General features: G+C 71.8%; 17 protein-coding genes. 3 read left to right on the top strand and 14 right to left on the bottom strand.

The features are described from left to right. Positions 1–14: 14 nt before the first annotated feature. Entirely contained in the window at positions 15–788 is a 774-nt protein-coding gene (locus AB0H32_RS08010; RefSeq protein ID WP_361115980.1) for a response regulator transcription factor, read from the bottom strand. 262 nt (positions 789–1050) lie between these two features. Between AB0H32_RS08010 and AB0H32_RS08005 the strand changes: the two genes are divergently transcribed. Next, the gene (locus AB0H32_RS08005; RefSeq protein ID WP_361116118.1) at positions 1051–1506 is read left to right on the top strand and encodes a GNAT family N-acetyltransferase; all 456 of its coding nucleotides are present in this window, start codon (positions 1051–1053) and stop codon (positions 1504–1506) included. A gap of 7 nt (positions 1507–1513) precedes the next feature. On the opposite strand, the gene AB0H32_RS08000 is transcribed toward AB0H32_RS08005, so the two are convergent. The 4 genes from AB0H32_RS08000 to galT form a co-directional block, all read right to left on the bottom strand. After that, the gene (locus tag AB0H32_RS08000; protein WP_361115977.1) at positions 1514–2002 is read right to left on the bottom strand and encodes a hypothetical protein; all 489 of its coding nucleotides are present in this window, start codon (positions 2000–2002) and stop codon (positions 1514–1516) included. 70 nt (positions 2003–2072) lie between these two features. After that, positions 2073–3227, bottom strand: a complete 1155-nt coding sequence (galK, locus tag AB0H32_RS07995) for a galactokinase (RefSeq protein WP_361115974.1) — start codon at positions 3225–3227, stop codon at positions 2073–2075. After that, positions 3227–4189 (bottom strand): UDP-glucose 4-epimerase GalE, encoded by a 963-nt coding sequence (galE, locus tag AB0H32_RS07990; protein ID WP_361115971.1) that lies wholly within the window; start codon positions 4187–4189, stop codon positions 3227–3229. Before galE ends, galK begins: the two co-directional genes overlap by 1 nt. Continuing rightward, entirely contained in the window at positions 4186–5295 is a 1110-nt protein-coding gene (gene galT, locus AB0H32_RS07985; protein ID WP_361115967.1) for a galactose-1-phosphate uridylyltransferase, read from the bottom strand. The genes galE and galT overlap by 4 nt, the downstream gene beginning before the upstream one ends. A gap of 196 nt (positions 5296–5491) precedes the next feature. On the opposite strand from galT, the gene AB0H32_RS07980 reads away from it, so the two are divergent. After that, the gene (locus AB0H32_RS07980; protein WP_361115964.1) at positions 5492–7183 is read left to right on the top strand and encodes a sodium:solute symporter family protein; all 1692 of its coding nucleotides are present in this window, start codon (positions 5492–5494) and stop codon (positions 7181–7183) included. A 21-nt stretch (positions 7184–7204) separates the two neighbouring features. Next, complete coding sequence (locus tag AB0H32_RS07975) at positions 7205–7543, top strand: hypothetical protein (RefSeq protein ID WP_361115961.1); 339 nt, start codon at positions 7205–7207, stop codon at positions 7541–7543. Between the two features lie 484 nt (positions 7544–8027). On the opposite strand, the gene AB0H32_RS07970 is transcribed toward AB0H32_RS07975, so the two are convergent. From AB0H32_RS07970 to AB0H32_RS07930, 9 genes are all read right to left on the bottom strand, one after another. Further along, positions 8028–8720 carry a LuxR C-terminal-related transcriptional regulator gene (locus AB0H32_RS07970; protein ID WP_361115958.1) on the bottom strand — a complete coding sequence of 231 codons (693 nt, stop codon included), beginning with the start codon at positions 8718–8720 and terminating at the stop codon, positions 8028–8030. Between the two features lie 233 nt (positions 8721–8953). Beyond that, the gene (locus tag AB0H32_RS07965) at positions 8954–10822 is read right to left on the bottom strand and encodes a PQQ-binding-like beta-propeller repeat protein (RefSeq protein WP_361115955.1); all 1869 of its coding nucleotides are present in this window, start codon (positions 10820–10822) and stop codon (positions 8954–8956) included. A gap of 67 nt (positions 10823–10889) precedes the next feature. Next, positions 10890–12629 carry a PQQ-binding-like beta-propeller repeat protein gene (locus tag AB0H32_RS07960; RefSeq protein ID WP_361115953.1) on the bottom strand — a complete coding sequence of 580 codons (1740 nt, stop codon included), beginning with the start codon at positions 12627–12629 and terminating at the stop codon, positions 10890–10892. Between the two features lie 237 nt (positions 12630–12866). Continuing rightward, on the bottom strand, positions 12867–14675 hold the full coding sequence (locus AB0H32_RS07955; RefSeq protein WP_361115950.1) for an ABC-F family ATP-binding cassette domain-containing protein: 1809 nt from the start codon (positions 14673–14675) through the stop codon (positions 12867–12869). Between the two features lies 1 nt (position 14676). Next, positions 14677–15990 carry a HEAT repeat domain-containing protein gene (locus AB0H32_RS07950; RefSeq protein WP_361115947.1) on the bottom strand — a complete coding sequence of 438 codons (1314 nt, stop codon included), beginning with the start codon at positions 15988–15990 and terminating at the stop codon, positions 14677–14679. Between the two features lie 85 nt (positions 15991–16075). Then, positions 16076–16987, bottom strand: coding sequence for a 4-(cytidine 5'-diphospho)-2-C-methyl-D-erythritol kinase (locus tag AB0H32_RS07945; RefSeq protein WP_361115944.1), 912 nt, complete (start codon positions 16985–16987; stop codon positions 16076–16078). Further along, positions 16984–17853: a 16S rRNA (adenine(1518)-N(6)/adenine(1519)-N(6))-dimethyltransferase RsmA gene (rsmA, locus tag AB0H32_RS07940; RefSeq protein ID WP_361115941.1), complete on the bottom strand. Its 870-nt coding sequence runs from the start codon at positions 17851–17853 to the stop codon at positions 16984–16986. The genes AB0H32_RS07945 and rsmA overlap by 4 nt, the downstream gene beginning before the upstream one ends. A 208-nt stretch (positions 17854–18061) precedes the next feature. Next, positions 18062–19741: a ubiquitin-like domain-containing protein gene (locus tag AB0H32_RS07935; RefSeq protein WP_361115938.1), complete on the bottom strand. Its 1680-nt coding sequence runs from the start codon at positions 19739–19741 to the stop codon at positions 18062–18064. 153 nt (positions 19742–19894) lie between these two features. Next, positions 19895–20797, bottom strand: a complete 903-nt coding sequence (locus tag AB0H32_RS07930; protein WP_361115935.1) for a TatD family hydrolase — start codon at positions 20795–20797, stop codon at positions 19895–19897. Positions 20798–20852: the final 55 nt, after the last annotated feature.

Genomic DNA, 20852 nt, shown 5'->3' with positions numbered 1-20852 from the left:
CTCGGGTGTGCGGATCAGGCGCTGTTCGTTTCCTCCGGCATGACCCGCCCGGCAGGCCCCAGGTCGACCGGCCCCACGCCCGCCCGCCGGGCGAGCGCCACGGCGGCCAGCGTCGAGTGGACGCCCAGCTTGCCGAGGACGTTCTGCATATGGGTGCGCACGGTGTGCGGGGAGAGGAACAGCCGCTCGGCGACGGCCTTGCGGCCGAGCCCCGCGACCATGCAGCGCAGCACCTCCCGCTCGCGCGGGGTCAGCGACTCCACCAGCCGCTCGCTCTCGGTGCGGTGCTTGCGCGCCGCCGTCAGCTCCTTGAGGACGCCGGTGAGCAGCGCGGGCGGCAGATGGGTCTCGTCGCGCAGCACCCCTCGTATCACCGTCAGCAGCCGGGACAGCGAGCAGTCCTTGGCGACCCAGCCGGAGGCGCCGGCCTGCAGGGCGAGGGCCGCGCGCCGGGCGTCGTCCTTCTCGGCGAGGACCACGGTGCGCACCGCGGGCTGCGCCGAGCGGACGCCCGCGACCAGCGAGATGCCGTCGACCAGGCCCTCCTCGTCACCCTCCTGCACGGACACGGCCGGGCGTATGGCCGGCAGGTTGCCGCCGAGGTCGGCGTCGACCAGAAGGACGTCGTAGCGGCGGCCCTCGGCGGCCGCGCGCTCCAGGCAGCGCAGCGCGGCCGGGCCGCTGCCCGCGGCAAAGACGTCGACGTCGGGCTCGGCCGCCAGAGCGGCCGCGAGCGACTCCGCGAAGATGCGGTGGTCGTCGACCACCAGGACTCGAATACGAACCACGAAACCCCCTTCCCCGGGCTCCGCACGGAGCAGGGGATAGCCAAGGTCCGGAAAACGGCGACCCGAGCGGGCACGACACCTGCGGAGGGAATGCCGACCGGACGGCCGCCGCCGCCTCGGAAACTGCTACCCCCACCACAGGCGCCGTACCCGCCTGTCTCGCCCCCTGATCAGCACCGGCCCCCACCGGTGCTGTCCATCAGAGTACGGATGGGAGCAGTGCGCGGAAGTCGATTTGCAGAACTGGCTGTCCGGCACGTTTATGGTGTGCCGCATGTTTCGTATTGAGGCGGAAGTCGACAAAGCCCGACGTGATCTGCTCCGCTCCCGGCTGCGGGACACCAACACGGCGGCTTCGCCGGTGCTGGCGGCCCTGCGCGGCACGCCCGGCGAACGCGAAGTGCCCCTCCACGTCTGGGCCATGCACGGCTCGGGCGACCTGGCCGGCGGCATGGTCGGTCACACCTGGGCGACCTGGCTGCACGTCACCTACCTGTGGGTCGACGCCCGGCACCGCGGCGCGGGCCTCGGCTCCCGCCTCCTGGCCGAGGCCGAGCGCATCGCCCGCACCGACCGCGGCTGCGTCTCGGCCCGCCTGGAGACCTGGGACTTCCAGGCACCGCAGTTCTACCGCAGGCAGGGCTACGACGTGGTGTGCGTGGTCCCCGACTATCCGCCGGGGATCACGGAGTTCACGCTGACCAAGCGCCTGGGCTGACGGAGGGTCACTCCGGCGCGGGAGGGTGTGGCGGGGGCGGAGGCGGGGGCGGGTAGAGCGGCCGGGGCGGGATCCTGGGCGCGGGCGGACCCGCCGGTGCGGGCGGAGGCGGCTGAGGCTCCATCGACCGCCGGGGACGGGGTGCCGGCGGCCGGGGCGTCAGGGGCGGCGCCGGGGCCGGCGGCGAAGGCGGAGACAACGGCGGCTCGTCCTCCGCCAGCACCGGGCCGCCCGCCCGCAGCCGCTCGATGGTCCGCTCGGCCCGGCGCCGGGCCCGGGGGTCGTCGTCGCGCCGGAAGCGCAGCCCGACGCTCGAGGGGGTGCGATAGGTGGAGGCGGGGAACTGGACGACTCTGCCGCCGCGCTGCTCGACGGAGACCAACTCGTACCCGAGCGCGTGCGCGATCTGCTCGGCCAGCGCTCTCTGCCCCAGGCCGAGCCGGAGTTCGACGTGACCCCGCCCGTCGAAGCGGGACCGTATCGCGTCGGCGTCCATCAGGCCCCGCCTCCCGTGAAAGTCCGTCGGCCCCGCACAGTCGTGCGAGGCCGACGAGGCTATCGCAGGTTCAGCCGACCCGGCGTGCCCCCGCCGAAGGCACCGCCTCGAACACCCGCGGTGCCGTGAAGCCGGCCGCGGCGAAGGCCTCCTCGACCGCCTTGGTGAGGGTGCCGACGTCCGTGGCCTCCGTGAGGACGATCGCCGAGCCGCCGAAGCCGCCGCCGGTCATCCGGGCGCCGAGCGCGCCGTTCTCCAGCGCGGTGTCCACGACCAGGTCCAGCTCCGGGCAGGAGATGCGGAAGTCGTCCCGCAGGGAGGCGTGGCCCGCGGTGAGGACCGGTCCGATGGCGCGGGTCTCACCGGAACGCAGCAGTTCCACGACCCGCTCCACCCGCTGGTCCTCGGTGACGACGTGCCGGACCAGGCGGACGACCTCCTCCTCGTCGCCGAGGCGGGCGAGGGCCGCGTCGAGTCCGGCGTACGGGATGTCACGGAGGGCGTCGACACCCAGCAGGGCCGCGCCCTTCTCGCAGCCGGCCCGGCGCTTGCCGTACTCGCCGCCGCTGTGGGCGTGCTTGACCTGCGTGTCGACCACCAGCAGACGCAGGCCCTCGGCCGCCAGATCGAACGGGATCTGCTGCTGGGACAGGTCGCGGGTGTCGAGGAAGAGCGCATGGCCCTCCTCGCAGCAGGCCGAGGCCGTCTGGTCCATGATCCCGGTCGGCGCGCCGACGTAGACGTTCTCGGCGCGCTGGCACAGCCGGGCCAGCTGCCAGCGCTGCAGGCCGAGGCCGTACAGGTCGTTCAGCGCGAGCGCGATCACGACCTCCAGGGCCGCGGAGGAGGACAGGCCCGCGCCGGTCGGGACCGTGGCGGCGAGGTGGATGTCGGCACCGGCGACCGGGTGCCCGGCCTCGCGCAGGGCCCAGACCACGCCCGCCGGGTACGCCGTCCACGTCGCGTCGCTCTGCGGTGCGAGAGCCTCCAACGCCAGCTCCACGACCGGGCCCTCGACGTCCGCCGAGTGCAGGCGCAGGATGCCGTCGGTGCGGCGGGAGACGGCCGCCGTCGCGCGGTGCGGCAGCGCGAACGGCATCACGAAGCCGTCGTTGTAGTCGGTGTGCTCGCCGATCAGGTTGACCCGGCCCGGCGCCGCCCACACCCCTTCCGGCTCGGCCCCGTACAGCTCGGCGAAGTGCTCCCGGACCTGCTGTGCCCCCACTAGTGCTCCTCTGCGATGTGCTGAGTGAACTCCCACGCGTCCGCGACGATCCCCGCGAGGTCCGCACGGGACGGGTTCCAGCCCAGCTTCTCGCGGGCCGTGTCCGCCGAGGCGACCAGCACCGCCGGGTCGCCGCCGCGGCGCGGGGCCACGACCTCGGGGATCGGGTGCCCGGTGACCTTGCGGACGGTCTCGACGACCTCGCGGACGGAGAAGCCGCTGCCGTTGCCGAGGTTGCAGATCAGGTGCTCGCCGGGCTGTGCGGCCGTCAGGGCCAGCAGGTGGGCCTCGGCCAGGTCCGCGACGTGGATGTAGTCGCGGATGCAGGTGCCGTCCGGGGTCGGGTAGTCGTCGCCGTAGACGGAGATCGCGTCGCGGCGGCCCTGGGCGACCTGGAGGACGAGCGGGATGAGGTGGGACTCGGGGTCGTGGCGCTCGCCGTGGGCGCCGTACGCACCGGCCACGTTGAAGTAGCGCAGGGACACCGCGGCCAGGCCGTGGGCGTTCGCCTCGCTGGTGATCATGTGGTCGACGGCGAGCTTGCTGGCGCCGTAGGGGTTGGTGGGCCTGGTCGGGGCGCTCTCCACGATCGGGACCTGCTCCGGCTCGCCGTAGGTGGCCGCGGTGGAGGAGAAGACCAGCTTGCGGACGCCCGACTCGCGCATCGCGCCGAGCAGGGCCATGCTGCCGGCCACGTTGTTGTCCCAGTACTTCTCGGGCTTCACCACCGACTCGCCGACCTGCGAGGACGCGGCGAAGTGCAGCACGCCGTCGTAGGAGGAGTCGAGCCACTTCGCGGCGTCGCGGATGTCGCCCTCGACGAACGCGGCACCGGCGGGCACGCCCTCGCGAAAGCCGGTGGAGAGGTTGTCGAGGACGGTGACCTCGTGGCCGGCCTCCAGCAGATGCTGGGCCACGACACTGCCGACGTAACCCGCGCCACCCGTCACCAGGTACTTCATGAACTCGCTACCTCTCGCAGTCGCTCGGCCGCGCGCTCCGGCGGCACGTCGTTGATGAACACACTCATGCCGGACTCGGAACCCGCGAGAAACTTCAGCTTGCCGGAAGTGCGGCGAATGGTGAAAAGCTCGAGGTGGAGCGCGAAGTCGTCCCGCGTCACACCGTCGAACTCCGCCAGCGCGCCGAACGGGGCCTGGTGCCAGGCCGCGATGTACGGCGTCGGCGGCTCGTCCACCGGGTTCTCCCCTCTGTCCAGCGCGAAGTTCTCCCCTCCGACCCGGCCGTCGAAGATCCGGTCGAAGCGCCTCAAGAGTTCCAGATAGATCTGGGGGAATTCTGTGCGTGCCGCCTCGTCGAGCGCGAGCAGATCGGGCACGCGGCGCTTCGGGTACAGGTGGACCTCGTAGGGCCAGTGCGCCGCGTAGGGCACGAAGGCCGCCCAGTGTTCACCCTCAAGGACGACCCGCTCCCCGGCGAGTTCCCGCTCCAGAGCGGCGTCGAACAGGTTCTCCCCGCCCGTCGCCTCCCGGTGGGCGGCGAGCGAGCGGAGCATCAGCGCGGTGCGGGGGGTGGTGAAGGGGTAGGCGTAGATCTGACCGTGCGGGTGGCCGAGCGTCACTCCGATCTCCTCGCCCCGGTTCTCGAAACAGAACACCTGCTCGACGGAGGGCAGATGCGACAGCTCCGACGTGCGGTCCGTCCAGGCGTCCAGCACCAGGCGCGCCTGCTCCTCGGTGAGGTCGGCGAAGGAGGCATCGTGGTCGGAGGTGAAGCAGACCACCTCGCAGCGTCCGAGGTCGCCGGCGAGCGAGGGGAAGCGGTTCTCGAAGACGACGACGTCGTAGGAGGAGTCCGGGATCTCGCTCAGCCGCCCGTCCCGGGTCGGGCACAGCGGGCACTCGTCGGCCGGCGGGTGGTAGGTGCGGCCCTGCCGGTGGGAGGCGATCGCGACCGGGTCGCCGAGCAGCACGTCCCGGCGGATCTCGGACGTGGTGACCGTACGGTCCAGCGGGCGGCGGTCGACCGCGTCCCGCACGGTGTCGTCCCGGAGGTCGTAGTAGATCAGCTCACGACCGTCGGCGAGCCGGGTCGAGGTCTTCTTCACAACAACTCGCCTTTCGTCTGTGCCGAGGGAGACGTCCGCACTCAATCACCCAACACAATCAAACATAACAGACCACAACCCGACAACCTCTAGGACCATCACAATCAAACAAAGAACATCAACAGAAGTGTTCAATTACTGAACGCGGAGGCGTAGGTTCCGCTCTGGATCAGTTCGCGCAACGAAGCGAGTTCTCATGCAAACCCCCACACAAGCCACCCTCCAGCTGGCGGCGGAGCTACGGCTCCCCACCAACTGGCTGGACTACACGATCCTGGCGATCTACTTCGTCGTCGTCCTCGGCATCGGCTTCGCGGCCCGCCGCTCGGTGAAGACCACCCTCGACTTCTTCCTCTCGGGACGCTCGCTGCCCGCGTGGATCACCGGCCTCGCCTTCATCTCCGCGAACCTGGCAGCAACCGAGATCCTGGGCATGGCCGCGAACAGCGCCCAGTACGGCGCCTACACCGTGCACTGGTACTGGATCGGCGCCATCCCGGCCATGGTCTTCCTGGGCCTGGTGATGATGCCCTTCTACTACGGCAGCAAGGTCCGCTCGGTCCCCGAGTTCCTGCTGCTGCGCTTCGACCGGGGCGCCCACCTGCTCAGTTCGATCCTGTTCGCCTTCGCCGCCATCCTGATCGCCGGCGTCAACCTCTACGCCCTCGCGATCGTCGTCGAGGCCCTGCTCGGCTGGCCGCAGTGGGTGGCCATCGTGGTCGCCGGCGCCTTCGTGCTGGCGTACATCACGCTCGGCGGCCTGTCCTCCGCGATCTACAACGAGGTGCTGCAGTTCTTCGTGATCCTGGCCGCCCTCATCCCGATCACCGTCCTCGGCCTGAAGAAGGTCGGCGGCTGGGGCGGCCTGACCGACAAGCTCACCGCCGCCCACGGCGAGCACTTCACCACCGCCTGGGGCGGCACCGGCATCGGCAGCGCCAACCCGCTCGGCGCCAACTGGCTGACCATCGTCCTCGGCCTCGGCTTCGTCCTCTCCTTCGGCTACTGGACGACCAACTTCGCCGAGGTGCAGCGCGCCCTGTCCGCGAAGAACCTCTCCGCCTCCCAGCGCACCCCGCTGATCGCCGCCTACCCGAAGGTCTTCATCGTCTTCCTGGTGATGATCCCCGGCCTGGTCGCCGCCGCGCTCATCCCGAACTTCGGCACCACCGGCTCCGGCTACCAGTACAACGACGCCATCCCGTACCTGATGCAGGAGCTGCTGCCCAACGGCGTGCTCGGCATCGCCGTCACCGGTCTGCTCGCCGCGTTCATGGCCGGCATGGCCGCCAACGTGTCGTCGTTCAACACGGTGTTCACCAACGACATCTGGGGCCGCTACGTCGTGCGGGGACGCGAGGACGGGTACTACGTGCGCTTCGGCCGGCTCATCACCGCGATCGGGGTGGCCGCATCGGTCGGCACGGCGTTCCTGGCGTCCTCGTTCTCGAACATCATGAGCTACCTGCAGACGCTGTTTTCCTTCTTCAACGTGCCGATGTTCGTCGTCTTCATCGTCGGCATGTTCTGGAAGCGGGCGTCCGCCAAGTCCGGCTTCTGGGGCCTGCTCGCCGGCACGGTCACGGCGATGGTCAACTACTTCGTCCTCTACAAGAGGGGCATCATCTCGATCCCCACCGACCAGGGCGCCAACTTCGTCTCCGCCATCGCGGGCTTCGTCGCCGGCGCGGTCGTCATGTTCGCCGTGTCCCTGTTCACCAGGCCGAAGCCGGAGCAGGAGCTGCAGGGTCTCGTCTACGGCACCCGCTCCCCCGGCATGTCCGAACCGCCCGCCCCCGGCGACGAGGCCTGGTACCGCAGGCCCGCCCTGCTGGGCTGGGGCGCGATCGTCCTGGCCGCCGCCTGCTACATCCCGTTCTCGCTCTGACCGCGGGAGGATGAGGAAACCATGACCGAGCACTCCGACCGCTCCCACGAGCACTTCCACTACTCGGAGGAGGACGTCCAGCGGGAGGTCTCCGAGCTGGAGACCAAGTCCGCGACGGCCGCCCGCATCTTCGACCTGCGCCGCATCATCGGCGGCCTGTTCGTGCTCTACGGCGTCATCGTCACGATCACCGGCATCACCGACTCCCAGGCCGCCATCGACAAGGCCGAAGGCGTCAACATCAACCTGTGGACCGGCATCGGCATGCTGCTGCTGGGCCTCTTCTTCCTGGCCTGGCTCAAGCTGCGGCCCACCCCGCCGCCGCTTCCTCCGGAGGGCTTGCCGGAAGAGAAGGAGTAGCGCCGGCGGGTTGAGGATCGTCCCCGGCTGCGGGCCGTTCCCGGCTGCGGCCGCCCCAGGCTTCGGACCGTTCCCGGCTGCGGGCCGCCCCAGGCTTCGGACCGTTCCCGGCTGCGGGTGCGTGGGGGCTGGTCGCGCAGTTCCCCGCGCCCCTTACGGGGGCGCGTGCAGCTTGCGTGGTTGCCAGCCCAGGAGAGCTGGTCGCGCCCAGCGGCGGAGCCGCATGCCGACACAGCCCCGCGCCCCTGACGGGGCGCGCGCAGCTCGCGCAATTGCCCGCCCGCCGTGCTGCGGAGCCGCAGGCCGTTACGGATCCGCGCCCCTTCAACCCGGCTGCGGGCAGTCTTGTCTCCCCCCAGTGCCTTGAGGGCCTCGGGGACCCCAGGGCGGCACGGGTGGGCGCGGCGGCACCCGGTCGGCACCGGTGAGCGTGCCCACCCGGGGCCGGCAGCAACACCGGGCACCCACCAGGGGCCGGGACTCCCTACAGCTCCGGTCCCGGGGCGTCCGTCCGTGCGCCCGCGCGGTCCAGTAGGCCCGTGCGGGCCGCCAGTGCCGCCGCCTCCAGGCGGGACCCCACGCCGAGTTTCATCAGCACCCGCTGCACATGCGTACGCGCAGTGCTCGGCGCGATGCCCATGCCGGCCGCGATCAGTCTGGTGTCCTCGCCGTCGGCCACCCGGACCAGCACCTCCACCTCCCGCGGCGTCAGCATCTGCAGCAGCCGCTGCCCCTCGTCGTCGGGCTGTGCCGCCGGATTGAGCAGCTCACCGAAGGCGCCCTGCAGCAGCTGCGGCGCCACCGCCGCCTCTCCCGCCCTGGCCTTCATGATGGCCCGCTCGACCCCCTCGATCCGCTCGTCGTGCCGCACGTACCCCGACGCGCCGGAGGCGAAGGCCGCCGCGATGCCCCGCGGAGACGGCACCGGACCCAGCACCAGTACCGCGACCTGCGGCCGCTCCCGCTTGATCTTCACCACCGGGTCGAAGGCCCCCGGCTCGGCCGGCGCCGCCGTGCCCAGCAGGCACACTTCCGGCGCCCGCGCGATCACCAGATCCGCCGCGCCCGCGGCGGGCGCAGCCGCAGCCAGCACCCGGTGCCCGCGCAGCTTCAGCGCAGACGCCAGCGCCTCCGCGAGCAGCCGGTGGTCGTCGACCACCATGAGCCGCACTCCCATTAGAGCAACCCCCCAGTCCCCCCCATGGATGCCCCACTATGGACGCCCACCGGACCACAAGGACAGAGGGCCCCCCGGCCCCCGCCCTCCATATGCCCCCGGAAGCTACACGCTTGTTCGACGTCGCGCTGCCCCTACGAAGGAGAAGTGCCCCGGATCGATGAAATCCGGGGCACTCCCTTGGTAATCCCTCGTAAGGGGCCCGGCGCTCGGAAGCGCCGGGAGGCGTACGGTCAGCCGCCTGCGCCGAAGGCGACCAGCAGGTACTCCTTGCCGTAGGACACCTTGTGTGCGAACACCGCCGACATGTACAGCCGGCCCTGCCCGTACAGGAACTCCGCGTAGTCCGGCAGCATCGTGGTCTCCGCCTGCCGTGCGTCCTGTGTGGCCGGGTTCTCCAGCAGCTTGGTCGCCTTGAAGGAGCCGCCGTCGATGCTGACGACCTGGCCGCCCTTGTCGTACGGCGGGTGCTTGTAGGCGAGCAGGTTGCCGCCGTCCATGCGCAGCGGGTAGATCGTGTAGCCGTCGCCGGCGTCGGCCTTCTGGCCGGTCTCCTTGCCGGTGTTCAGGTCGAAGGCGACGATCTCGTTGGTCCTGTTGTACTGCCCGGTGCCGTCGTGCTCCACCGTCGGCAAGTACAGCTTGCCGTTGCCGACGACGATCTCCTTGCAGTCCTCGATGCGGGTGATGCCGTCGCACTTGCCGCCGTAGGTCTTGCCCGGCGCGGAGATGTGGCTGAGCAGCTTGCCGGTCTTGTTGTCGATGGAGAAGTAGTCCAAGCCGTCGTCACCGCCGCCGCTGTCGCCCACGCGGGCAGCCACCACCAGCGGGTCGGTGGAGACGACGGCGGCGTAGTCGATGCCCGGGTCCATCTTGTACTCGGAGATCACCTTCCCGGACTTCGGGTCGATGGTCTGGATGTGCAGCTGGCGGTTGTCGTACTCGCCGCACTTGCGCACCGCGACCAGCTTGGTGCCGCCGCCGTACCCGGCGTCGTAGCAGGTGTCCCCCGGCTTGGGCTGCCACAGCACCTTGCCGGAGTCGATGTCGAACGCGGCGCCGCCGCTGCTGCTGCCGAGGGCGACGGTGTGCTGGGCGACCGTCACGTTGTCGAAGGTCATCGGGGAGTCGCCGTTCTTGACCGTCTTGGTCCACAGCCGGGCGCCCCGGTCGAGGTCGATGGCCGCGATCTGGCTGCATCCCGCGGTGGTGTTCTGCGAGGGCATCTTCGGCTGGAAGGCGATCGCCGTCTTGTTGTCCGCGGTGACCTGCTTGGTGGCCGCGCACACCGGGCCGGGCAGCTTCAGCGTCCACAGCTTGGTGCCCCTGGCGGGGTCGTAGCCGACGACCTCGGCGATGCCGCTCTTGGCGTACACCTTGTCGGTCAGCCAGGAGCCGGAGGTGACGACGGTGTCGTCCGTCTTGGGCAGCGGGACCTGGAAGAGGACCTTGGCGGCGGGGTCCGACGGCACCTTCTCCTTGCCGCCGGTCGTCCCCCCGGAGCCGTCCTTGCCGCCCGTGCCGCCGCTGGAGCTCGCGCTGTCGTGCTTCTTGTCGTCGCCGCCGGAGGACTTGGCGTACCAGACACCACCGGCGACGATCAGGGCGATCACGACGAGCGCGGACACGATGACGGCCACCGTGGTGTTGTTGCGGCCGCCGCCGGACGGCGCGGGCTGCGCGGGCATCGGCGCGGTGGGCGCGCCCGGATAGCCGTACCCCGGCTGCTGGCCGTACGGGGCGGTCTGCCCGTACGGGTTCTGCTGCGTGCCCGGGTAGCCGTAGCCGGGCTGGGGCTGCTGGGGTGCTTGGGGCGCCTGGGGATAGCCGTAGGAGGGCTGCGGCGGCTGGGGGGCCTGCGGGTGCGGGTGGCCGTAGCCGGGCTGGGGCTGCTGGGGCGCCGGGGGCTGCTGGGGGTAGCCGTAGCCGGGCTGGGGGCCGCCCTTCTGCATGCTCGGCGGGGTCTGGGGCGCCGGCGGGCCGGCGGGGGGCGGCGGCGTCGCCGGGGCCGTGGGCGGCTGGTCCTGGGGCGGGCCGAAACCGCCCTGCTGCGGGGGCTGGTTGGGCGGCTGGTTCGGCGGCGGAGGGGGCGGCTGGGTCATGACGGGTGTACCTCGGTGAAGCGCTCGGGGCCGGACGGCGGAAGGGGGACGGAGAACGGGCCGGGGCTCACTTGCCGAAGGCCATCATCAGCTTCTCCTTGGAGGAGTTGCTGCCGGTCAGCCGGGTGGAGGAGATGAAGAAGCGCCCGTCGACCCAGTCGATGGCACCTTGGAAGAAGGTGTTCTCGACCTCCGCGCTGCCCGAAGGGTTCTGCAGCAGCTTGACCGGCTTGTGCGAGCCGCCGGTGACCGGGACGGACACGATCTGGCCACCGGTGTCGTACGACGGCTGCACATAGGCGACGAGCTTGCCGCCCTCGGTCCTGATCGGGGACATGGGCTCGTCCGCCGGCGACTTGACGCGCCACTTCTCCTTGCCGTTGGCAAGGCTGATGGCGACGATCTCGTTGGCGCCGGTCGTCGCGTTCGTGGGCAGGTAGAGCGTGTCGGCGTCGGCGGCGACGCCCTGGCAGCCCTGCAGGTCGCGTGCGAGGAACGACAGGTCGCAGCGCGGGGCGAACTTCTCGTCCACCTTGACCTCGGAGCGGAACTTGCCGTTCTTGGTGAAGGTGGAGATGTTCCAGGCCTTCTTGTCCTGGTTGGTCAGGTAGACCACGAGCGGGTCGAGGGAGTACACCCGCGAGGCCGACCAGCCCTTCTTGACCGGCTGCGTCCACTTGACCTTGCCGGTGGCCGGGTCGAGTTCCTGGATCTCGTCGTGCTCGTTGCTGCCGCCCGCGCCGCAGGAGGCCACCTGGACCAGCCGACCGGAACCGCCCGCGTACCCGGCCGGGAAGCAGGCCGAGCCGTACTTCTCCTTGTCGTACAGCTTGCGGCCGCTGTCGACGTCGTACGCCGTGCCCGACTCCGAGCGGCCCACCATCAGCGTCTTGCCGCTGACGGTCAGCTCGATGCTGATCGCGCTGTCGAACAGCCCGCCGTCGGCGACCTCGCCGCTCCAGCCCTTCTTGCCGGTGTTCAGGTCGATCTGCTGGAGCTGGTTGCACTTGGCACGGCTGCTGACGCCGTTCATGTACGCCACGACGATCTTGTCGTCGGCCGTCTTCTGCGGGGTGACCGCGCAGATCTTCTGCGGGAAGCTGATCGGGTCCCAGGCGGCTGTGCCGTTGCCGACGTTGTAGGCGAAGACCTGCTTGTACGCCGCCTTGACCGCCGTCTTGTCGGTGATCCACATGCCGGGGGCGTCGGCACCGGAACCCGGGGCGTCGGGTGCCGACTTGTACCAGAGCACCTTCGCGTCGCCGGGCTTGCGGCCGTCGTTGAGGTTCTCCGGGTCGCCGCCGCCGTTGCCGTTGCCGGGGTCGACCGGCGTGCCGGAGGAGGACTGCTTGCCGTCGTCGCTCTTCTCGGCGACCGGCTTCTTCTTGCCGCCGCCGTCGTCACTGGTGACCGCGTAGACGGTGCCGCCGACGACGAGCAGCGCGGCCGCCGCCGCGCCGATGATCAGCGCGGTCCTCCCCTTGGACGCCGGCTTGCCGCCGGGCGGGGTGCCGGGACCGCCCGGGTACTGCGGCTGCCCCGGGTACTGGGGCTGCTGCGGGTAGCCGTAGCCGGGCTGCGCGGCGTACGGGCCGGGCTGCGCGGGCTGGCCGTACGGGCCCGGCTGGGCGTAGGGGCCGGGCTGCTGCGGGTAGCCGTAGCCGGGCTGGGGAGGCTGAGCCGGTGCCTGGGGCGGCTGGGCCGGCGGAGGCGGCGTCTGCGGGGCGCCGAATCCGCCGCCGTGCGGCGGCTGGTCCTGCGGTGCTCCGAAGCCACCCTGCGGCGGCTGGTTGGGCGGCTGAGTCATCAGCGCTCTTCCCCCTCGTTCACTGATTTTTAGCCACGCCCTGAGGTTCGCTCACGGACCCAAGGTCGTACTCAGATTGTTCTCAGACGGCTCTTTCTATCACCCGGCACCGACAGGGCACGGGCTCGGAGGCGCCGCTGTTCCCAAGGGAGGACCGGCCTGTGATGCCGCCGTTATGCGCCTTCACGCCCCCTTCACGCGGCGCGCGCAACCGCAGTGCGGGGCCGGTTCGCGCCCCTACGCGTCCTCCGCCAGTTCCAGCCAGCGCAGCTCCAGTTCCTCGCGCTCCCCGGCCAGGTCCCGCAACTCGGCGTCCAGTTCGGCGACCTTCGCGAAGTCCGTGGCGTTCTCGGCGATCTGGGCGTGCAGCTTGGACTCCTTCTCGGAAATCTTGTCCAACTGGCGCTCGATCTTCTGGAGTTCCTTCTTGGCGGCGCGCTGGTCGGCGGCGCTCTTCTCCGGGGCGGCCGCCCTGGGTGCCGCGGCGGCTGCCTGGGCGGCGACCGCCTCCTCCATCCGCTGCCGCCGCTCCAGGTACTCGTCGATGCCGCGCGGCAGCATGCGCAGGGTGCCGTCACCGAGAAGGGCGAACACCCGGTCCGTGGTGCGCTCCACGAAGAACCGGTCGTGGGAGATGACGATCATCGAGCCGGGCCAGCCGTCGAGGACGTCCTCCAACTGGGTGAGGGTCTCGATGTCGAGGTCGTTGGTGGGCTCGTCGAGGAAGAGGACGTTCGGCTCGTCCATGAGCAGGCGCAGCAGCTGCAGGCGCCGCCGCTCGCCGCCCGACAGGTCACCGACCGGCGTCCACTGCTTCTCCTTGTTGAAGCCGAACGTCTCGCACAGCTGTCCGGCGGTCATCTCGCGGCCCTTGCCGAGGTCGACGCGCTCGCGGACCTGCTGCACGGCCTCCAGGACCCGCAGGGCGGGGTCGAGTTCGGCGACCTCCTGGGAGAGGTAGGCGAGCTTGACGGTCTTGCCGACGGCGATGCGTCCGCCGGCCGGCTGTGCCTCGCCCTCGGTCCGCGCCGCCTGGGCCATGGCCCGCAACAGGGAGGTCTTGCCGGCGCCGTTGACACCGACCAGGCCGATGCGGTCGCCGGGGCCGAGCTGCCAGGTGACGTGCTGGAGAAGGACCTTGGGCCCGGCCTGCACGGTGATGTTCTCGAGGTCGAAGACCGTCTTGCCGAGGCGGGAGGAGGCGAACTTCATCAGCTCGCTGCTGTCCCGGGGCGGCGGCACGTCCGCGATCAGCTCGTTGGCGGCCTCGACCCTGAAGCGCGGCTTGGAGGTGCGCGCGGGCGCCCCGCGCCGCAGCCAGGCCAGCTCCTTGCGGATCAGGTTCTGCCGCTTGGCCTCCTCGGTGGCGGCGATCCGCTCGCGCTCCGCGCGCGCGAAGACGTAGTCGGTGTAGCCGCCCTCGTACTCGTAGACGTCACCGCGCTGCACGTCCCACATGCGGGTGCAGACCTGGTCGAGGAACCAGCGGTCGTGGGTCACGCAGACCAGCGCCGAGCGCCGGTTCTGCAGGTGCCGGGCGAGCCAGGCGATGCCCTCGACGTCGAGGTGGTTGGTGGGCTCGTCGAGGACGAGGAGGTCCTGCTCCTCGATGAGCAGCTTGGCGAGCGCGATACGGCGCCGCTCGCCGCCGGACAGCGGTCCGATGACGGTGTCCAGGCCCTTGGGGAAGCCCGGCAGGTCGAGGCCGCCGAACAGTCCGGTCAGCACGTCACGGACCTTGGCGTTGCCCGCCCACTCGTGGTCGGCCATGTCGCCGATGACCTCGTGGCGGACGGTGGCGGCGGGGTCGAGGGAGTCGTGCTGGGTGAGCACGCCGAGGCGCAGCCCGCCGGAGTGGGTGACGCGTCCGGTGTCCGCCTCCTCCAGCTTGGCGAGCATCCGGATGAGGGTGGTCTTGCCGTCGCCGTTGCGGCCCACCACGCCGATCCGATCGCCCTCGGACACGCCGAGCGAGACGCCGTCCAGCAGGGCACGGGTGCCGTACACCTTGCTGACGTTCTCGACATTGACCAGGTTGACGGCCATTTCACTCCTGCCCCGGGGGATGGATCGACCCTCCAGGGTAGTCGGAGGGAAGGTGTCGATCTTCTGCCCGCTCCTCCCGGCGCCGCCGGTAGTGCCAGACCGCCGTCAGCGGCAGCCTCTCGTGCGCGTACTCCCCTTTCGCCTCCAGGGGACCGATGCGGTGTTCGGCCTCCACGCAGCGCGGATCGTCGCGCGCGGCCAGCCCCGCGACCGCGTAGGCGCGCGTGCGCTGCCGCTCGTCACGGGTGAGTTCCAGCAACACGTCCACGATCTCCGGCTCGGTGCCCCGGTAGTGCGCGAGCCAGAAGCACGTCCGGTCCCGTACGTCGGCGTCCGGGTCGCGGGCCAGGGCGAGGACCGCGGCCAGGCTCCGTGGGGCGAGCCCCTGCGGGTCGACGTCCAGCAGATCCGGCACCCAGGAGCGGACGTCCGGATCCGGATGTGTGGCGTACGACAGGCCCACCGCCTCGGTCTCGGGACCATCGACCCAGGTCAGCCCGTTGAGCAGGACCTGCAGCACCTGCCCGTCCCGCTCCCGCTCGGCCCAGGGGACGAACTCCCGGGCCCGGTCCTGGAAGCGGGACTTGCGCTGCCGCGCGTCCGCGATGACCAGGCTCAGCTGCACATCCGCGGCGAAGAGGCGGTTCAGCGGGTCGGGGTCGCGGCTCAGGTCCCCCGCCTCGGCCCAGGTCTCCTCGTCCAGCCGGTTGCCCAGCACCATCACCGTCTCCGACCACGTCTGGTGGTCCCGGTCCGGGTACGCCCGGGCGCGCGCGAGGAGCTCGTCGAAGGGCGTGCGCAGCCGGAGCTTGGCCTCCAGGGAGGTGAGGATCGCCAGATGCCCTTCGCACAGCGTCTGCCCGCCGAGCGTGAGCCGCTCGTACCAGCAGCCGGTCCCGTCCTCCGCTCTGGTGCGCTCGGCCGGGCCGGGCAGGCCGGTCCTGCGCCGCAGTTCGGCCTCCGGGTCGGTCCGCGCCCAGTGGCGGGCGCGGTCCAGCAGCTCCTCGCGGGCCGGGCCGGGCCGGCGTACCACCTCGGGGAACACGGCCCACGTCAGGCACAGCGAGCCGCTCGCCACCGCCCGCAGCAGCGGGGTGGTGCCGTCGGGCAGCCGGCGCAGCGGGTCCGCCCCGTACGCCACCAGAGCCTCGGCGACCGGCTCGTCGTGCGCGGCGATCGCCCGGCACAGCACGGGCAGGCCCGTGCTCTCGTCGAGTGCGTCCGGAGCGGCGCCGGCGTCCAGCAGGTCGCGGACGCGCTCGGCGTCCCCGTGCCGTACGGCTGCGACGAGCCGTCCCCCGTCCCCCGCGCCCATGTGCCCGCCCTCTTTGGCCGTCGGCGGTTCCCCCGTGGAACCGGCCGGGCGAGCTTAGAGCGCCCCTCCGGCGGGGGCAGCCGAATTACGGGGCGGCGGGGTGGCCGGTCACCGTGGCGCCCGGCGCGGGCGCCGTCGCCGTGCGCACCGTGCGGCAGGTGCCGGAGGAGCGGAGGGCGTCGGCGATCTTCGCGGCCGACTCGGGGTCGCGGGCGAGGAAGGCCGTGGTGGGACCCGAGCCGGAGACGAGCGCGGCGAGGGCGCCGGCGCCGCGGCCCGCGTCGAGCGTGCCGGCCAGCTCCGGGAAGAGGGAGAGCGCGGCGGGCTGCAGATCGTTGGAGACGGCGGCCGCGAGCGCGTCGGGGTCGCCCTTGGCGAGCGCGTCGAGGAGGTCGGGCGAGGCGACCGGCTCGGGGATGTCACGTCCCTCGGCGAGGCGGTCGAACTCACGGAAGACGGCCGGGGTCGACAGGCCGCGTCCGGCCATCGCGAACACCCAGTGGAAGGTGCCGCCGACCTCCAGGGCGGTCAGCTGCTCGCCGCGCCCGATGCCGAGGGCCGCGCCCCCGACCAGGCTGAAGGGGACGTCGCTGCCCAGTTCGGCGCAGATGGCGAGCAGCTCGGCGCGGGAGGCGCCGGCGCTCCACAGGGTGTTGCAGGCGAGCAGCGCGCCCGCGCCGTCCGCGCTGCCGCCCGCCATGCCGCCGGCGACCGGGATGTCCTTCGTGATGTGGATGTGCACGGCCGGTTCGATGCCCCGGCGCGTGGCGAGGGCGACGGCCGCGCGCGCGGCGAGGTTGGTGCCGTCCAGCGGGACCTGGTCGGCGTCCGGCCCCTCGCAGGTGATGCGCAGCTCGTCCGCCGGGGTGACGGTGACCTCGTCGTACAGGCCGACGGCGAGGAAGACGTTGGCGAGGTCGTGGAACCCGTCGGGGCGGGCGGCGCCCACCGCGAGCTGGACGTTGACCTTCGCCGGCACCCGGACCGTCACGCTCACTTGCCCGCCTCCTTCTGCTCGGCGATGCGAGCGAACTCCTCCACCGTCAGGGACTCTCCGCGCGCCTGCGGCGAGATGCCGGCCGCGACCAGGGCCGCCTCGGCGGCCGCCGGGGACCCGGCCCAGCCGCCGAGTGCCGCCCGCAGGGTCTTGCGGCGCTGCGCGAACGCCGCGTCGACGACCGCGAAGACCTCCTTCTTGGAGGCCGTGGTCCTGATCGGCTCGGCCCGCCTCACGAGCGAGACCAGCCCGCTGTCGACGTTCGGCGCGGGCCAGAAGACGTTGCGCCCGATGGCACCGGCGCGCTTCACGTCGGCGTACCAGTTGGCCTTCACGGACGGCACGCCGTACACCTTGTTGCCGGGGGCGGCGGCGAGCCGGTCGGCGACCTCGGACTGGACCATCACGAGGGTGCGCTCGATGCCGGGGAAGGTGTCGAGCATGTGCAGCAGCACGGGTACGGCCACGTTGTAGGGCAGGTTGGCCACCAGGGCCGTCGGTGCGGGGCCGGGGAGCTCCGTCACGTCCATGGCGTCGGAGTGGACCAGCGCGAACCGGTCGGCGCGCTCCGGCATGCGGGCGGCGATGGTCGCGGGCAGCGCGCCGGCGAGCACGTCGTCGATCTCGACGACGGTGACCCGGTCGGCGACCTCCAGCAGCGCGAGGGTGAGGGAGCCGAGCCCCGGGCCCACCTCGACGACCACGTCCTCGGGGTGGACCTCGGCGGTGCGGACGATCCGGCGGACCGTGTTCGCGTCGATCACGAAGTTCTGGCCGCGCTGTTTGGTGGGACGGACACCGAGCGCTGCCGCGAGTTCACGGATGTCGGCCGGGCCGAGAAGGGCGTCGGGGGTGGGGCTGCTCACGGGACAAGGGTACGGGGGTGTGAATGCCGGGGTGGCCGGGGTGCCCGGGGCTTCGGCCGGGCGGGGTGGATGTCGCTCACTGCAAGCGCCTCGGAAGGGGCGCGGGGCTGTGACGACATGCGGCTGCGGGTGCGTGTGCGGGGCGCGACCAGCCCCACGCACCCGCAGCCGAACCACGACCCTCAGTGCCCCGGCCGCAACGCCACGGTCACCCGTGCAGCCGCGCCCCGCAGGCCGGCCAGGGGCTCGTGCCACGGCTCATGTACAGCTTCTTCGCCCGGTAGGTCTGCTCCTCCGAGCTCGCGTCCTGCGGCCGTCCGTTGCCGCCGAGGCTGTGCCAGGTGCGCGCGTCGAACTGGTAGAGCCCGCCGTAGGTCCCCGAGGGGTCGACGGCGCCCGGGCGGCCGCCGGACTCGCAGGCGGCGAGGCCGTGCCAGTTGAGGTGGTCGGCTCCCTGCACGGACTTCGGCCGGGGTTTGCTGCCCACCTTCACCACCTGCTTGGTCGGCTTGCGCACCACCTCGGTCTTCTCCCGGCGCGGCTTCTCCTGGACGCCGTTGACGGTGCGCAGGAGGTAGGTGATGCGCCGCAGTCCGGGCTGTCCGAGGCGTTCGATCACCTCGGTGCCCTTGAAGAGGGTGGGGTCCTCGGTCCGCTCCACGTCGAACGGGATCAGCTGCTCGCGCACCTCGGTGACACCGGTCACCCGCAGCACGCTCACCGTCTGACCGTCGCGCGGGAAGCTGGTGAGCGGGACGGAGGTGATGTCCTGCTGGTGCAGGCTGACGCCGGCCTCCTCGACGGCCTCGCGGACGGTGGCCGCGTTGGTGCGGATGGTACGGGTGCGGCCGTCCGCCATGATCGTGACGGCACGCTCGGTGCGTACGTCGAGCGTGAGCCCTGTGCGGCCGATGTTCCGGGAGGGCGAGGCCGACAGGTACGCGCCCTCTGCACGCACCCCCAGCTCCCTGAGCGCCCCGTCCACGGTGTGCGCCGTGGTCCACACCTCGCGCCGCTGGCCGTCCAGGGTGAGCAGGACGGGGCGCCCGTAGTGCACCGCGACCCGGTCGCCGCTGGCGAGCGCCGTGCCGGGGGCGGGCGCGATCCTGTCGTGCTCCCCGACGTGCACGCCCTCGGCGGCCAGCAGTTCCGACGCGTCGTCCGCGAACGTGTGCAGGGTGCGCTGCTTGCCGTCGACGCTCAGCTCGATCGTCTTGTCCTCGGCGACGAAGGCGGTGGTGCCGCCGGCGAGGAACGCGACGACCAGCGCCTGCGGCAGCAGCCTGCGCACCGCGGACTCCGGGCGCTCGGCGGAGCGCGCCCTGCGCCGGCGCGCGGCCCGCCGTCTCGCCCCGGCCCGGGCGCGACGCCGACGCGTCTCCTCACCGGCGGCACGCACGTCGTCGTAGAACGCGCCCCCGCCCCCGTCCTCGTGGGCCGGGCTTTGGTCCTCGCCCTCGTCCTCGTAGAAGGGGTTCCCGTCCGCGTAGAACGGGTTCCCCTCGTCGAAGGGGTTCCCCTGGTCGAACTGGTTCCCCTCGTCGAGCGGGGTCCCGCCCTCGTGGAACGCGCTCTGCTCGTCGACGAGCGTGCCTCCGGCGTCCTCGAAGGCGCTCCCGTGCTGCCGTGGCAGGACGGGCTCCCTCACCCGTGCGTACAACGGGGTCCGCGTCGGCAGCTGGGCCGGCGCGGGCGGCTGCATCTCGTACGCGGGACGATAGGTGTCGTCGTGGATCACCCCGTAGGTCACGCCGTACGCGACGCCGTGCGCCACTCCGTACGCGACCGTCTCCGCGTCGTGCAGGCCGGGCCACACACCGCCGGGCGCGCCGCCCGGCGGGCTGTAGGGGCCGTACGCCTCATACCGCTCGTACTGCGAGTTGCTCACGCCGACACGCTCCAGGGGGCCAGAGGGGTCCGGATCGGGCCCAGAACCTAGCGGAGCGCCGGGCACTCTCCAAAGCGGCGCGACTACGCACAGCGACGAGAGGAGAGGTGAGACCCCAAAGAGCGTTACCCTTCGGTGACAAAACGAACACTGTCAGTAGTCAAAAGCGCGGGCGGTGTTCGCGCCCAGGGCTGTCGCCAGCGCATCCTCGTCCAGGCCGCGCACAGCCGCCATCGCGCGCACCGTGACCGGAACGAGATACGGGGCGTTGGGCCGTCCGCGGTACGGCGCCGGGGTGAGGAAGGGCGCGTCGGTCTCCACGAGGACGAGTTCCAGCGGGGCGACGGCGAGGGCGTCGCGCAGGTTCTGGGCGTTCTTGAAGGTGATGTTTCCGGCGAAGGACATGAAGTATCCCTCACGGGCGCAGATCCGGGCCATCTCGGCGTCGCCGGAGTAGCAGTGGAAGACGGTGCGCTCGGGGGCGCCCTCCTCCTTCAGGACGCGCAGGACGTCGTCGTGGGCGTCGCGGTCGTGGATGACGAGGGCCTTGCCGTGCCGTTTGGCGATCTCGATGTGGGCGCGGAAGGACCGCTCCTGGGCGGCCTTGCCCTCGGGGCCGGTGCGGAAGTGGTCGAGGCCGGTCTCGCCGACGCCCCTGACGTGGGGCAGGGCGGCGAGCCGGTCGATCTCGGCGAGGGCCTCGTCCAGCGCGGCGTCGCCACCCGGCTCGCGGGCGCCCTGCCGGGACCAGCCGTCGGGGTCGCCGTGCACGATGCGCGGGGCCTCGTTGGGGTGGAGGGCGACGGCGGCGTGGACGTTCTCGTACGCGGCGGCCGTCTCGGCGGCCCACTGCGAGCCCTTGATGTCGCAGCCGACCTGGACGACCGCCGTCACGCCCACCGAAGCGGCCTTGGCAAGGCCCTCCTCGACGGTTCCGGACTGCATGTCGAGGTGGGTGTGGGAGTCGGCGACGGGCACCCGGAGGGGAGCCGGGAGCGGCGGTGCGGCGCTCTTGTCGTTCTTGTCGTGGGCGGCGCGGCCGGCGTTCGAAGGCATGCCCCGATCCTACGAAAGGGGCACGACGGGCCGGCCGGGGCTCCGGACCGCCCGT

It is taken from the genome of Streptomyces sp. NPDC020362 (assembly GCF_040642095.1).
In the GTDB taxonomy this organism is placed as follows: Bacteria; Actinomycetota; Actinomycetes; order Streptomycetales; family Streptomycetaceae; genus Streptomyces.
The sequence above is the reverse complement of the archived record's forward strand: the minus strand, read 5'-3'. Positions and strand labels throughout refer to the sequence as shown.

Coding starts and splice junctions, on each gene's coding strand:
- AB0H32_RS08000 (WP_361115977.1), bottom strand. CDS start 2,002: ATGGACGCCGACGCGATACGGTCCCGCTTCGACGGGCGGGGTCACGTC.
- AB0H32_RS07965 (WP_361115955.1), bottom strand. CDS start 10,822: ATGACCCAGCCGCCCCCTCCGCCGCCGAACCAGCCGCCCAACCAGCCC.
- AB0H32_RS07955 (WP_361115950.1), bottom strand. CDS start 14,675: ATGGCCGTCAACCTGGTCAATGTCGAGAACGTCAGCAAGGTGTACGGC.
- AB0H32_RS08005 (WP_361116118.1), top strand. CDS start 1,051: ATGGTGTGCCGCATGTTTCGTATTGAGGCGGAAGTCGACAAAGCCCGA.
- AB0H32_RS07960 (WP_361115953.1), bottom strand. CDS start 12,629: ATGACTCAGCCGCCCAACCAGCCGCCGCAGGGTGGCTTCGGAGCACCG.
- AB0H32_RS07950 (WP_361115947.1), bottom strand. CDS start 15,990: ATGGGCGCGGGGGACGGGGGACGGCTCGTCGCAGCCGTACGGCACGGG.
- AB0H32_RS07975 (WP_361115961.1), top strand. CDS start 7,205: ATGACCGAGCACTCCGACCGCTCCCACGAGCACTTCCACTACTCGGAG.
- galE (WP_361115971.1), bottom strand. CDS start 4,189: ATGAAGTACCTGGTGACGGGTGGCGCGGGTTACGTCGGCAGTGTCGTG.
- AB0H32_RS07980 (WP_361115964.1), top strand. CDS start 5,492: ATGCAAACCCCCACACAAGCCACCCTCCAGCTGGCGGCGGAGCTACGG.
- AB0H32_RS07930 (WP_361115935.1), bottom strand. CDS start 20,797: ATGCCTTCGAACGCCGGCCGCGCCGCCCACGACAAGAACGACAAGAGC.
- AB0H32_RS07970 (WP_361115958.1), bottom strand. CDS start 8,720: ATGGGAGTGCGGCTCATGGTGGTCGACGACCACCGGCTGCTCGCGGAG.